Source organism: Cognatishimia sp. SS12 (genome assembly GCF_028369055.1).
Lineage (GTDB): Bacteria > Pseudomonadota > Alphaproteobacteria > Rhodobacterales > Rhodobacteraceae > Cognatishimia.
In genome coordinates this window covers 148,113-161,121 of the sequence record NZ_JAQNCZ010000005.1, presented here as the reverse complement: position 1 = coordinate 161,121, position 13,009 = coordinate 148,113, and the positions used below count along the sequence as shown (strand labels likewise).

At 60.4% G+C, this 13,009-nt stretch carries 13 protein-coding genes and 1 pseudogene; 10 read left to right on the top strand and 4 right to left on the bottom strand.

The annotated features are described in order from the left end of the window. Positions 1-92: 92 nt before the first annotated feature. The 4 genes from N6L24_RS12395 to N6L24_RS12380 are packed head-to-tail and all read left to right on the top strand — an operon-like array spanning position 93 to position 3,353. Complete coding sequence (locus N6L24_RS12395; RefSeq protein ID WP_271845000.1) at positions 93-974, top strand: formate dehydrogenase accessory sulfurtransferase FdhD; 882 nt, start codon at positions 93-95, stop codon at positions 972-974. Continuing rightward, complete coding sequence (gene mobA, locus N6L24_RS12390; RefSeq protein WP_271844999.1) at positions 971-1,585, top strand: molybdenum cofactor guanylyltransferase MobA; 615 nt, start codon at positions 971-973, stop codon at positions 1,583-1,585. Before N6L24_RS12395 ends, mobA begins: the two co-directional genes overlap by 4 nt. Continuing rightward, on the top strand, positions 1,582-2,082 hold the full coding sequence (gene mobB / locus N6L24_RS12385; protein WP_271844998.1) for a molybdopterin-guanine dinucleotide biosynthesis protein B: 501 nt from the start codon (positions 1,582-1,584) through the stop codon (positions 2,080-2,082). The genes mobA and mobB overlap by 4 nt, the downstream gene beginning before the upstream one ends. Continuing rightward, positions 2,079-3,353, top strand: a complete 1,275-nt coding sequence (locus N6L24_RS12380; protein WP_271844997.1) for a molybdopterin-binding protein — start codon at positions 2,079-2,081, stop codon at positions 3,351-3,353. The genes mobB and N6L24_RS12380 overlap by 4 nt, the downstream gene beginning before the upstream one ends. Here the strand turns inward: N6L24_RS12380 and N6L24_RS12375 are convergent. Further along, entirely contained in the window at positions 3,350-4,363 is a 1,014-nt protein-coding gene (locus tag N6L24_RS12375; protein ID WP_271844996.1) for a hypothetical protein, read from the bottom strand. The genes N6L24_RS12380 and N6L24_RS12375 overlap by 4 nt on opposite strands. Positions 4,364-4,381: 18 nt before the next feature. Then, entirely contained in the window at positions 4,382-4,852 is a 471-nt protein-coding gene (greA, locus tag N6L24_RS12370; RefSeq protein ID WP_271844995.1) for a transcription elongation factor GreA, read from the bottom strand. 330 nt (positions 4,853-5,182) lie between these two features. Between greA and N6L24_RS12365 the strand changes: the two genes are divergently transcribed. The 3 genes from N6L24_RS12365 to N6L24_RS12355 all read left to right on the top strand — a co-directional run bounded on the left by N6L24_RS12365 (position 5,183) and on the right by N6L24_RS12355 (position 9,619). Further along, entirely contained in the window at positions 5,183-6,832 is a 1,650-nt protein-coding gene (locus N6L24_RS12365; RefSeq protein WP_271844994.1) for an electron transfer flavoprotein-ubiquinone oxidoreductase, read from the top strand. 251 nt (positions 6,833-7,083) lie between these two features. Further along, a complete protein-coding gene (locus N6L24_RS12360) occupies positions 7,084-8,772 on the top strand; it encodes a tetratricopeptide repeat protein (protein WP_271845202.1) in 1,689 nt (562 codons plus the stop codon). Then, complete coding sequence (locus N6L24_RS12355) at positions 8,765-9,619, top strand: 4-(cytidine 5'-diphospho)-2-C-methyl-D-erythritol kinase (protein WP_442872602.1); 855 nt, start codon at positions 8,765-8,767, stop codon at positions 9,617-9,619. Before N6L24_RS12360 ends, N6L24_RS12355 begins: the two co-directional genes overlap by 8 nt. A gap of 54 nt (positions 9,620-9,673) precedes the next feature. Here N6L24_RS12355 and N6L24_RS12350 read toward each other — a convergent pair whose 3' ends face one another. Continuing rightward, entirely contained in the window at positions 9,674-10,675 is a 1,002-nt protein-coding gene (locus tag N6L24_RS12350; protein WP_271844992.1) for a polyprenyl synthetase family protein, read from the bottom strand. Between the two features lie 55 nt (positions 10,676-10,730). On the opposite strand from N6L24_RS12350, the gene N6L24_RS12345 reads away from it, so the two are divergent. The 3 genes from N6L24_RS12345 to N6L24_RS12335 all read left to right on the top strand — a co-directional run bounded on the left by N6L24_RS12345 (position 10,731) and on the right by N6L24_RS12335 (position 12,042). Next, positions 10,731-10,949, top strand: a complete 219-nt coding sequence (locus N6L24_RS12345) for a putative signal transducing protein (RefSeq protein WP_271844991.1) — start codon at positions 10,731-10,733, stop codon at positions 10,947-10,949. Beyond that, complete coding sequence (locus N6L24_RS12340) at positions 10,946-11,698, top strand: tRNA1(Val) (adenine(37)-N6)-methyltransferase (RefSeq protein ID WP_271844990.1); 753 nt, start codon at positions 10,946-10,948, stop codon at positions 11,696-11,698. The genes N6L24_RS12345 and N6L24_RS12340 overlap by 4 nt, the downstream gene beginning before the upstream one ends. A 179-nt stretch (positions 11,699-11,877) precedes the next feature. Next, the gene (locus N6L24_RS12335; RefSeq protein WP_271844989.1) at positions 11,878-12,042 is read left to right on the top strand and encodes a YdcH family protein; all 165 of its coding nucleotides are present in this window, start codon (positions 11,878-11,880) and stop codon (positions 12,040-12,042) included. 40 nt (positions 12,043-12,082) lie between these two features. Here the strand turns inward: N6L24_RS12335 and yddG are convergent. Next, positions 12,083-12,972 (bottom strand): annotated as a pseudogene (gene yddG / locus N6L24_RS12330) (aromatic amino acid exporter YddG). Between the last annotated feature and the right edge of the window lie 37 nt (positions 12,973-13,009).

Below are 13,009 nucleotides of genomic sequence, written 5' to 3'. Positions count from 1 at the left end.
GCCGCAATCTGTCGTATTTCTTCAAAGACTTGCATGCCGCTTGCGTTAGGCTCACTGTGGCTGGGCTGTGATATTCTGGCAAAAGGTCCGCGATGGCAAAGCTGCATGATATTCCTTACCGCATTGCGCCTGCGCCGCAGGCCGATGGGCTCACGCGGCAGATCGTGGGGACCGATCACACCGGACAGCCCGCAGCGCTGTCGGTGATCGAAGAACGCCCGCTGACCATTTTCCTGAACCGCCGCGAGATCGTAACCGCGATGACCACGCGCGATTACCCGGAGTATCTGGCGCTGGGGTTTCTCAGCAATCAGGGCATGCTGCGCGCGGATGATGAAGTGACCGCAGTCGATTACGATGAAGAGCTTGAAACTGTTGTGGTGCGCACCGCCACGGAAACGGACTTTGAGGATAAACTCGCCCGCAAAACCCGCACCAGCGGCTGCGCGGTGGGGACGGTATTTGGCGATATGATGGAGGGGCTGGCCGCTGTGCGCCTGCCGCAGAGCACGGTTAAGACATCAGACCTTTATGCGCTTTCTGGCAAGATCAACCGCACGCCGTCCCTTTACCTTGAGGCGGGCGCAATCCATGGCACGGTGCTGTGTCAGGGCAGTGATCCGCTGGTCTATATGGAAGATGTCGGGCGCCACAACGCGGTGGACAAAATCGCCGGTTGGATGCTGCGCCATGGCGAAAGCGGCGGCGACAAGACCCTGTATACAACCGGGCGGCTGACCTCGGAAATGGTGATCAAATGCGCCACGATGGGAATCCCGGTCCTGGTCAGCCGCTCTGGTTTCACCGCCTGGGGGGTAGATATCGCCCGGCAGGTTGGGCTGACGCTGATTGGGCGCCTGAAGGGCAAGCGCTTTGCCTGTCTGGCGGGGGAAAACCGGCTGGTGCGTGATCAAGACCCGGACACTGTGCCGGCAGAACCCTCGAAACACGCGCGCAAGGGCCAGGCGTCATGATCTGCGCCGGTGTCATCTTGGCAGGCGGGCAGGCGCGGCGCATGGGCGGCGGCGACAAGGGGCGCTTACCACTGGGCACGGGCAGTCTGTTGCAGGAGGTGATTGCGCGGCTTTCCCCGCAGGTCGATCTGCTGGCGCTGAATGCCAATGGTGATCCGGCGCGATTTGCCGATCTGGACCTGCCGGTCATCGCCGATAGCGTTGTTGATTTTCCCGGCCCGTTGGCTGGCGTGCTGGCCGGGCTCGATTGGGCCGCCGCGCAGGGCGCGGACGCCATCATCACTGCTGCGGCAGACACCCCATTTTTTCCGCGCGACCTTGCCGACACCCTGCGCATGGCGGTGGCCGATATGCCTGTGCCGCTGGCAATCGCGTGCAGTCGGGATAACAAGGGCAGGCTCTGGCGGCAGCCGACCTTTGGGCTCTGGCCTGTTGCGCTGCGCGAAGATCTGCGCGCCGCGTTGAGCGATGGCCTGCGCAAAGTGGTCCTTTGGACCGATCGCCACAATGCCCGATACGTGGAATTTGATGGCGCTGAGGTTCCTTTTTTTAACGTGAACACGCCGCAGGATCTGGCGGAGGCGCAAAAACGGGCGGCAGGCTCGGCATGAAAGTATTTGGCATCACCGGCTGGAAAAACAGCGGCAAAACTGGGCTGACAGAGCGATTGGTTGCCTATTTCACGGCAGCGGGGCTGCGCGTTTCGACCATCAAACACACGCATCACGCTGTGGATATTGATCAGCCGGGCACCGATAGTTTTCGCCATCGCGCCGCCGGGGCAGCCGAGGTGATCTTGGCTTCTGACAGCCGCATGGTGCTGATGCGGGAGGCGCGCGCTACCCCGCCCACTCTGGAGGCGCTGATAGCGCGGCTCGCGCCGGTGGATCTGGTCTTGGTCGAGGGCTACAAATCTGCACCCCATTTGAAAATTGAATGCCTACGGGCAGAGACCGGGCAGCCGCCGCTCTACCCGCAGAATGATACGATCTGCGCGCTGGCGTGCGATCAACCACAGGCATCGGCCCTGCCGCAGTTTTCCCTAGATGACACCGCAGGCATCGCTGCGTTCATCACAGATCGCCTTGGCATTCAGGGGGCGCGATGAGCCAGCCAATCCTCACGCCACCGCCGCTCAAGAACGACTGCTTTGCCTTGCCGCCTGGCGCGCATTGGACCCCGGTTGGCGAAGCGCAGGCGCTGCTGCAAACGCGGTTGCGCGCCATCACCGGGCAGGAGGTTTTGCCGCTGAGTGGGGCGCTTGGCCGGGTCTTGGCCTGCGATGTTCATGCGCAACGTGCCAATCCGCCAACCGCCAACAGCGCCGTCGATGGCTATGCCGTGCGCGGCGCCGATTTGGGCGAGGGCGTGCATCGCTTACCCTTGGCAGAGGGGCGCAGCGCTGCGGGCGCGCCATATGTTGGCGAGGTTCCGGGCGGCCAAGCCCTGCGCATCCTCACTGGCGCTGCGGTCCCAGGCGGGGTGGATACCGTGATCTTGCAAGAGGACGTCACGCTGGGCAGCGGCGAAATTGCCTTTCATGGGCCAGTGAAGATCGGCGCCAATCTGCGTCGCGCGGGCGAAGACTGCGAGGCGGGCGCGCTGATCCTGTCCAAAGGGCGGCGGCTGACCCCTGCTGATCTGGCGCTACTGGCAGCGACGGGGCATGGGCAGGTGCAGGTGTATCGGCGATTGCGCGTTGGGGTGCTGTCTACCGGCGATGAGCTGGTCGAGGCTGGTCAAGCTGCGCGGGAAGACCAGATATTTGACGCCAACCGCCCGATGCTCTTGGGGTTGATTGCTGCGCTTGGGTACGAGCCTGTCGATCTGGGCACGGCCCCGGACGATCGCGCGCGATTGGAAGCGCTCTTTGATGATGCCGCCACCAAGGCAGATGTCATCCTGACCTCCGGCGGGGCCTCTGCGGGGGATGAAGATCATGTGTCAGCGCTGCTGCAAGACAGCGGTGCGCTGACGCTGTGGCGCATCGCGATGAAGCCGGGGCGTCCATTGGCACTGGGTGTCTGGAAAGGTACCGCCGTCTTTGGCCTGCCGGGCAACCCGGTCGCCGCCATGGTCTGCGCGCTGGTTTTTGCCGCCCCCGCGCTGGCGCAGATGGCCGGGCAGGGGTGGCGCTGGCCCGAAGGGCAAAGGCTGCCAGCCGCCTTTGAGAAGCGTAAGAAAGCCGGGCGCAGCGAATTTTTGCGCGCCCGTGTGCGGGATGGCAAGGTCGAGGTATTCCCCTCTGAAGGGTCAGGGCGTGTGTCCGGCCTAAGCTGGGCGGAAGGTCTGGTGTACCTGCCAGAAGAGGCGATGGAGATTACAGCAGGCACTCCCGTGTACTACATATCCTATCGCGATTTCGGGTTGCAGATTTAGTCAAATATTCCGGCGACACGCCCCAAGAGCATGAAGGCTCGCGCGGTGCGGGTTTCTGACAGCGCGGTGATTTCAGCATCGCTGGCCGTTTTCTCAAATTCGACAAAGGATTTGTCAAACCGGCGGAGGAAATGATGCGCGGCGTCGCGGAAAATCGGGTCTTGCTTCATGCGGCCCGCGGCCAGAGCCAGCGATGAGCGGTCGCGCACCCCGCCAAGCGCGGCAATCTCGCGCCCCCGCAGCCCATTGGCAAACTGCCGCCAGATTTCCGGGCGCGCCAGATCAGGGCGCAGGTCATCCATATAGATGCCGTCCTGACTGAGCAGTGTCAGCGCATCTTGCGCCGCCTGCACCAGCTGGCTGGCCTGACGATCCTTCAGCGCTTTGCGCAGCGCGTTGAAACCTTCTTGATCTTCTGCGGTTTCCGGAAAGTGCATGGCCCGGATGAAATCGGCATTGCTGAGTGGCGGCTCCAGCGCCTCGGCCGGGGTGCCAAGCGCCAGAAGGCCCTGGTCTTCGGCCTCTGCCTCATTCGCAGGCTGCGGCACACTTGGCCGCGCCGCTTGGGTTTCGCGAGTGGTTGAGAACATCGCAATCGCGGTTTCGGTCTTGCGCTGAGCAGCTGCAATTTCATCAAGCTTCTTGGCGATGCTTGGCTCCATGCCGCTGGGGTGACCTTGCGTGGTCTGCGCCATATAGCTGTGGCGCAGCGCATCTACCGCGGCGCTCAGTCGATGGCCCTCTTCGCGCATGGTCCGGCTGGAGCGCGCGGCCATGGCCGCGACCCAGATCAGGGCGACGGGCAGGAAGATGGCCAGCATGGTCATCAGAAACTGCAAGGAATTTGCCTGCGTGTCCGCAGGTTCGAGCACGAGAAAGAAAACTACGGTGCCGAGGAGCCACAACAGGCTCAGCAGCACCGCGATAATCTCGATCCCTGTCACCTCCTGCGGGCGGGGACGCTCGTACAACCCGATCGTGGTTGGTTTACTGTCGCTCTCATCAACCATGCAGCACTCAATGAACCGTTACTTGTACTCGATTTCTACAACTTCGTAGGATTTCACGCCACCGGGGGTGCGAACATCCACGCTGTCGCCCTCTTCCTTGCCGATCAGGGCGCGGGCGATGGGCGATTTGATATTAAGCAGACCCTTTTCGACGTTGGCTTCGTATTCGCCGACAATCTGCCAGGTCTTTTCTTCGTCTGTGTCCTCATCCGCCACCGTGACGGTCGCGCCAAATTTGATTGCGCCAGACAGAGAGGCCGGGTCAATGACATCGGCCAGCGATAGAATGCCCTCAAGCTCTTTGATGCGCCCTTCGATGAACCCCTGCTTTTCGCGGGCCGAATGGTATTCGGCGTTTTCCTTCAGGTCGCCCAATTCGCGGGCTTCGGCAATCGCCTGGATAATGGCTGGGCGCTCTTGGACTTTCAAAGTCTTGAGCTCGGCTTCCAGCACCTTGGCCCCGGTGCGTGTCATCGGGATTTTGTCCATTTCTCGTTCCTCAGAATCTTTTTGGTTCTTGAGGCACCGCATGCCCCGTGGTTCGGCGATTGAATTACCTGACCCAAAGCGGAATGTGAATGCAAGGAAAAGCTTGGTAGGCAGCGAGGTTTCGCGCGCAATTCATGGGGTGAATCAACCTCTTGCCCCGGCCGAATGCCAGCCGCGTGCGCCGCCAGATGCGCAATTTTTGAGAAATATGGGCTAACGTGGCGTTTCAGCCCGATTTTGCGTCGCGTTCCGATTGACCCACAGTGCCGGTTATGGATAGCAATCGCGGAACACTAATGCTGCCCAGCCACCCGGAGGAAGGACGCCCAGATGGCCCAGATCGAACGCGAAACCATGGAATATGATGTTGTCATCGTTGGTGCAGGCCCTGCGGGTCTGTCTGCGGCGATCCGGCTGAAACAGCTTGATGCTGATCTGGATGTTGTTGTGCTGGAAAAAGGCTCTGAGGTTGGGGCGCATATTCTGTCTGGAGCGGTGCTTGACCCATCTGGTCTGGACGCGCTGATCCCTGATTGGAAAGAAAAAGGCGCGCCGCTTAATGTGCCGGTCAAAGAAGATCAATTTTTCGCATTGGGCGAGGCGGGCAAAATCCGCATCCCGAATTTCCCGATGCCGCCATTGATGAGCAACCATGGCAATTACATTGTGTCGATGGGCAATGTCTGCCGCTGGATGGCCGAACAGGCCGAAGCGCTGGGGGTTGAAATTTTCCCCGGCATGGCCTGTTCAGAGCTGGTTTATGGTGACAATGGCGAAGTCAAAGGTGTGGTTGCCGGGGTCTTTGGTCTTGAGGCCGATGGCACTTATGGGCCGAACACCGAACCGGGCATGGAGCTGCATGGCAAATATGTCTTCCTCTCTGAGGGTGTGCGCGGGTCTCTGGCCAAAGAAGTGATCGAGAAGTACGGCCTGTCGGATGGCAAAGAGCCGCAGAAATTCGGCCTCGGCATGAAAGAAATTTGGGAAATCGACCCTGCCAAACACAAAGAGGGCCGCGTCACCCACACCATGGGCTGGCCGCTGGGCAGCAACGCAGGTGGCGGTTCGTTCATCTATCACCTCGACAACAACCAAGTTTACGTCGGGTTTGTGGTGCACCTGAACTACAAGAACCCGCATCTCTTCCCTTACATGGAATTCCAGCGTTTCAAGCATCACCCGATGGTGGCTGACCTGCTGAAAGGCGGCAAGCGCGTGGCCTATGGCGCGCGCGCGATTTCCGAAGGCGGCTATCAGTCCATGCCGAAAATGGTCGCTTCCGGTGTGGCGCTGCTGGGCTGTTCGGTCGGCATGGTTAACGTGCCGCGCATCAAGGGCAACCACAATGCCATGCTCTCGGGCATGGCCGCGGCAGAGGCGGCCCATGCCGCCATCAAAGACGGCCGGTCCGGCGATGAGCTGCACGATTACGAAGTTGAGGTGCGCAAAGGTGCCATCGGCAAAGACCTGAAAAAGGTGCGCAATGTCAAACCGCTGTGGTCGAAATACGGCATGGTGGCGTCCCTTGCGCTCGGCGGTTTTGACATGTGGACCAATTCGCTCTTTGGGGTGTCGCTGTTAGGCACCATCAAACACGGCAAGACCGATGCCCAAGCCACCGAACCGGCCTCGGCGCATCAGCCGATTGACTACCCCAAGCCGGACGGCACCCTGTCCTTTGATCGCCTGACCAATGTCAGCTTTGCCATGACCAACCATGAGGAAAGCCAGCCCTGCCACCTGCGTCTGGAGGATCCGTTGGTGCCGATCACAGACAATCTGCCGATGTATGACGAACCGGCGCAACGCTATTGCCCGGCGGGTGTCTATGAAGTGGTGGAAAAGGACGGCAAGCCGGAGTTTGTCATCAACTTTCAGAACTGCGTGCATTGCAAGACCTGTGACATCAAAGACCCGGCCCAGAACATCAATTGGGTCACGCCACAGGGCGGGGACGGGCCAAACTACCCCAACATGTAAATCTCAGTTCAGCTTCGCCTGATATTTGCCCGCTCACGATCACGTGAGCGGGTTTTTGAGTATGCGCGCGCGGAAACTCGCGCAAATGTCATTCTGCGATGGCCTGATTGCGTGCAATCAAATGCGCCAATGCCCGCGGCCCATTGCCTCTCAGAAATTGGCCGTCTAGGGTCTAGAAAAGAATTGCTGTGACGACCCACTGTTACGCTCAATGGACAGGAGCCGCCCCCGTGACCAGATCTTTCCTTCGCATGTTTGCCCTTGCCGGGCTGCTGAGCACAACTGCGCTGAGCGCCGTGGCAGACACGGAAGCCGGTTCTTACCTGGCCGCGCGCTCGGCAACCTATGGCAGCGATTTTGTCACTGCATCGCAATATTACACCCGCTTGCTGGCGACCAACCCTGCCGATGATTTCCTGATGGAAAGCCTGATCCTCGCAGATTTGCCGCTGGGCAAGATGGCAAAGGCAATCCCTGTGGCGCAACGGCTGGATGCGGACGGGCACAACAGCCAGATCGGCAACATGGTGCTGTTCTCCGACCTGATCGCGCGTGGGCACTATGATGACCTTGTGCGCCGCATTGAGGCGGAACAAGGTGTTGGCCCGCTTGTTGATGGGCTGGTTCTTGCATGGGCGAAATTAGGCCAAGGCAAGATGTCAGAGGCGCTTCAAGCCTTTGATACCGTCGGCGAAGAACGCGGCCTGTCGGGTTTTGCGCTGTATCACAAGGCGCTGGCTTTGGCCTCGGTGGGTGATTTTGAAAGTGCCGAAGCCATCTATGGCGGTGAAAATGGCAGCGCCGTCCAAATGAGCCGCCGCGGCGCGCTTGCGCATATCGAAGTGCTCAGCCAGCTTGAGCGCAACGAAGATGCCCTGGCGGTGATCGACGCGCTCTTTGGTGGTGATCTGGATCCGCAGCTGCGGCAGATGCGCACCACGCTTGAGGATGGGCAAACCTTGCCAGTCACCCATGTCGGTGGCGCGCGCGAAGGCATTGCTGAGGTGTTTTTCAGCTTGGCCAGCGCCCTAAAACGCGAAGCCTCGCCGGATTACACCATTCTTTATTCCCGCATCGCTGAATACCTTTGGCCTGAGCATGTCGACGCTTTGTTGCTTTCGGCGGAACTGCTTGAGGATGTTGAGCAATTTGATCTCGCAAACGAGGCTTACAAACGTGTTCCGGCCGATCATGTGTCCTTCCATGCTGCAGAGCTGGGGCGGGCAGATGCGCTGCGCCACAGTGGCCGCGAAGAGGCCGCCATCGAGGTGCTGGAGCAACTGACCCGCACCCATGGCGACCTGCCGATTGTGCATACCTCATTGGGGGATATCCTGCGGCAGCAGAAAGATTTCGCTGGGGCGGTGGCCGCTTATGATCAGGCGCTAGATCTCGCCGAGGGCGGCGACGATAGCCAATGGTTTTCCTACTATGCGCGCGGCATTTCGCATGAGCGGCTGGACAATTGGGACGCGGCCGAGGCGGATTTTCGTCAAGCGCTTGAGCTCAACCCCGATCAGCCGCAGGTTCTGAATTACCTTGGGTATTCGCTGGTTGAAAAGCAGATCAAACTTGATGAGGCGCTCTCGATGATCGAGCGCGCGGTCGCGGCACGCCCGGACAGCGGCTATATCGTCGACAGCCTGGGTTGGGTGCTCTATCGCCTGGGCCGCTTTGAGGAAGCGGTGTCGCATATGGAACGCGCGACCGAGCTGATGCCGGTGGATCCCGTGGTCAATGATCATCTTGGGGATGTCTATTGGTCGGTGGGCCGTAAGACCGAAGCCGAGTTCCAGTGGCGTCGTGCGCTGTCATTCGTGGATGACGACACCGCCGAAGAAGCCAAGCCAGATCGCATTCGCGCCAAGCTCGAAAAAGGTTTGGATGCTGTCTTGGCCGAAGAGGGCGCAGACCCGATCCAGGTTGCCGATGGTGGCTGACGTTCGCGCGTTTGCCCCGGCGAAAATCAACCTTACCCTTCACGTGACTGGCCGTCGTTCGGATGGCTATCACATGTTGGATTCATTGGTGGTTTTTGCCGACATCGGGGATGAGATCACTGCAACCCCCGCCAAAGATCTAAGCTTGTCCGTCACCGGGCCTTGCGCAGCTGGTGTGCCGCAGGACAGCAGCAACCTTGTGCTGAGGGCCGCCGAATTGCTGCGCGCAGGCGCGCCTCTCGGGGCGACGCTGACATTGAACAAATTTCTGCCTGCTGCTTCGGGCATTGGGGGCGGGTCCTCGGATGCAGCGGCCAGCCTGCGGGCGCTGGCCGAACTCTGGGGTCTGCCGGTGCCGGGGCGCACAGAGGTCTTGCCGCTGGGCGCGGACCTGCCGGTCTGCATGCAGCCCGCGCCGCAACGCATGTCCGGCATTGGCGACGTGCTAAGTGATCTTCTGCAGGTCCCTCCGCTGCATATCGTGTTGATCAATCCGCGCATTCACGTGCCAACACCGCAGGTCTTCAAAGCGCTGGCGCAGCCGGACAACCCGGCCATGGCGGCGCAGCTTCCCGCTTGGGCTGGGGCTGCGGAGTTTGTGAGCTGGCTTGCGCAGCAACGCAATGATCTGGAAGCACCCGCCATTGCCACCGCAGCGCCGATTGCCGCCTGCCTTGCCGCGCTGCGCGCCCATTCAGAGTGCCAGCTGGCGCGCATGTCCGGCAGCGGCGCCACATGTTTTGGGATCTATCCAAGCGCGCAGGCCGCCGAAGAGGCCGCGCAAACCCACCGGGCGCAGCACCCTGGCTGGTGGGTGGCCGCAGGCACCACAGGCGGCAGTGTGTAAGCCAAAAAAAGGGCACCCGAGGGTGCCCTTTTCTGTCCAACCTATGCTTCGCTCTCAGCTGACCCGCGCCACAACGTAGTCTGCCAGGTCAATCAGCAGCGACTTTATCTCATGCTCGGGCAGCGGGGCGAGGGCGGTCTTGGCCTTTTCGGCCCAGGCCAGCGCATCCTGCCGGGTTTCGGCCAATGTGCCGTGCGTGTTGAGAAGTGTCAGCGCATGTTCCAGATCACCATCGACCTGTTTGCCCTTTTCAATGGTGCGCTGCCAAAAGGCGCGTTCATCCGCATTCGCCTTGGCCACCGCCTTGATCACGGGCAGCGTCAGCTTGCGCTCCCGAAAATCATCTCCGACGTTCTTTCCGGTCGCTTTGCTATCACCTTGGTAATCAAGCAAATCATCCACAATCTGGAACGAGATCCCCAACGCATCGCCATAGTCAAACAAGGCCTTTACCAACGTCTCGTCCGCACCCGCGATCACGCCGCCGACTTCTGTGGCCGCCGAGAAAAGCGCTGCGGTCTTGCCGCGCACGACCTGAAGGTAAATCGATTCGTCCGTGCGCAGATCCTGCGCGGCGGTCAGTTGCAAAACCTCGCCTTCCGCGATCGTGGCCGATGCGTTGGCCAGAATATCCAGCACCCGCAGGCTGCCGGTTTCCACCATCAATTGGAACGAGCGCGAAAAGAGATAATCGCCGACCAACACGGAACTTTTATTGTCCCAAAGCAGGTTGGCGGTGGGGCGCCCTCGGCGCTGCGCGCTTTCGTCAACCACATCGTCATGCAACAGCGTCGCTGTGTGGATGAATTCAACGGTGGCGGCCAGATGCAGATGATACGGGCCGTCATAGCCGCAGAGCTTGGCAGCGGCCAGAGTCAGCATCGGGCGCAACCGTTTGCCCCCCGCGCCCACCAGATGCGCCGTGACTTCCGGAATCCTTGGCGCATGTTTGCTTGCCATGCGCTCTGTGATCAATGCGTTCACCGCTTGAAGTTCGTTTTGCAAAAGCGCGCTCAGCGCCTCGTGCGGCTTTGTTGCAGCGTGGTCCAGACCCATCACACTCCCGTCACAAGGCTCGACATTCGCCGACCCATGCCCTTAGATCCCTAATATGAAAGAACTTCTGCGCACCACGGACCCGACCATTGTCGCCTTCGCGATGGCTCTCCTTCAAGGGGAGGGTATAGACTGCTTTGAAATGGACGTAAATATGAGCGTTTTGGAAGGTGGGATCGGGATTTTTCCGCGCCGCATCCTTGTGCATTCAGACCATCTTGCAGCGGCGGAAATTGTGATGCGCGACAATGACATCCCCTTGGGGCGCCCGTGACGCAGACCACTGAAAACGATTATCTCGGCGGGCGTGTCAAGATCACCCAGCCAGCGGTTGGATATCGGGCGGGGGTTGATCCTGTGCTTTTGGCGGCATCGGTGCCAGCGGTGCCTGGCCAAACCGTCTTGGAGCTGGGCACAGGCGTCGGAACCGCCGCCCTCTGCCTTGAGGCGCGGGTGGGCGGGCTATCGCTGACCGGGCTGGAATTGCAACCGGAATACGCGGCATTGGCCCGCGCGAATGGGCGGCGCAATGGCGCAGAATTTGAGGTTGTGACGGGCGATCTTGCGGCGATGCCGGCGGCGCTGAAGCAGCGCACTTTTGATCACGTGATTGCCAACCCGCCCTATTTTGATCGCGCCGCGGGATTTGCCGCAACCGATAGCGGCCGCGAAACCGCAATGGGAGAGGCCACGCCGCTGTCCGTTTGGCTGCAGGTGGCGGCCAAACGTGTCGCGCCCAAAGGGTTTCTGACCTTTATTCACCGGGCCGAACGTTTGGCCGATCTGCTGATTGCCCTGCCAAGCGCCATGGGGTCCATTCAGGTGCAGCCCTTGCAGCCGCGACACGGGCGCGATGCGCAGCTGTTGATATTGCGCGCGCGGCATTCCGGGCGGGCAAAACTGCGTCTGCATGCGCCAATTCGGATGCATGAGGGGGATGAACACGCCAGCGACGCCGAAGATTATACCCCCCAAATCAGAAATATTTTGCGGTTTGGCGGTTCATTGCCGATGCCGGATTAGCGCAATATTTGCGCTTCTGCCTGAAAAATATGGGAAATTTGGGTGCATTTGCCTGCCGCCTGTGCGCGCGGTCAATTCAGCTCAATTTTTGGCTGATTTCTTCGCAACCGCAGCGTGACACAAAGCATTTTTTGTGCTGCACTGATTTTGTAAAACCCAACCATGAGAGGAGGACTGCCATGAGCGTAAGCTCGCATTTGGAAGAACTGAAACGGAAACATGAAAACCTCTCACGAAAAGTCGAAGAAGAACAACGCGCCCCAGGGTCCGATGACATCTCGATCGCCGAGATGAAAAAGATGAAGCTGAAAATCAAAGAACAGATTGAGCGGCTCTCGGCCTAACCCAGCGGGCGATGCCCAAGATGAACCACCCCGTTTCTTACTAAGAAGCGGGGTTTTTTGATGGCTTGTCGGCAGACTTTCCGGCCCGCGCCGCCAAGAGCGCCCCGGCGCTGATCAGGGTGGCGGCCAGAACGAGGGCACCGCTGGGCGCAGCGATGCCGCTGATCACAAGGATCAGTGTGGACAGCAGCGGGGCGGCATAGGCCGCCGTTCCCAAGAGCTGAATATCCCCGTGTTTCATGCCGATATCCCAGACAAAAAACGCAAGCCCCACCGGTCCGGCCCCAGAAGCGCCACAGAGGCCCAACCCCAAAGCGTTTCAGGCAGGGCCGGCGTCTCAAACGCGAGATGCAGCGGAAAGGAGAGCGCCGCTGTCATCAGGCAAAATACTGTCACCGCGGCGGTGGGAATATTGCCAAGACGGCGCGAGAGGACGGAATAACCAGACCAGAACAGCGCGCAGGCCAAGGCCGCGCCATATCCCGGCAGCGCCGCCGGTTGAAAATTGGTCCCGCCGCCGCCGATGATCAAGGCAGCGCCGAGCGCCGCAATCCCGGCCCCAATGATATGGCCCTGCCGCAGGTGTTCGCCGGGCAACAGGCCAGAAAAGAGCACGATAAGCAAAGGCCAGAGATAGGCGATCAACCCGGCTTCGGCAGCCGGGGCCAGCCGCAGAGCGGTGAAATAGAAAATGTGAAAGCCGAACAGCCCCAAGGTGCCAAAGCCATAGACCCATAGCGGGATGCGTCGCAGCCGGCTGAGCTGGCCCGTGCTGAGCAGCCAAACCAGCCCGATACCGCCGCTGATCGCAAAGCAGAACGTATTCAGCAGCAAGGGCGGGACCGGGGCGGAGCCGACGGTGAAGAGCGCCAGAAAGGACCACATCAGAATGGCCGTCAGACCGATCAGAGTTGCTTTGGTGCGGGGCATGACAGGCTTTCGCGCAATAAAAAAGGGCCAGTCCGAA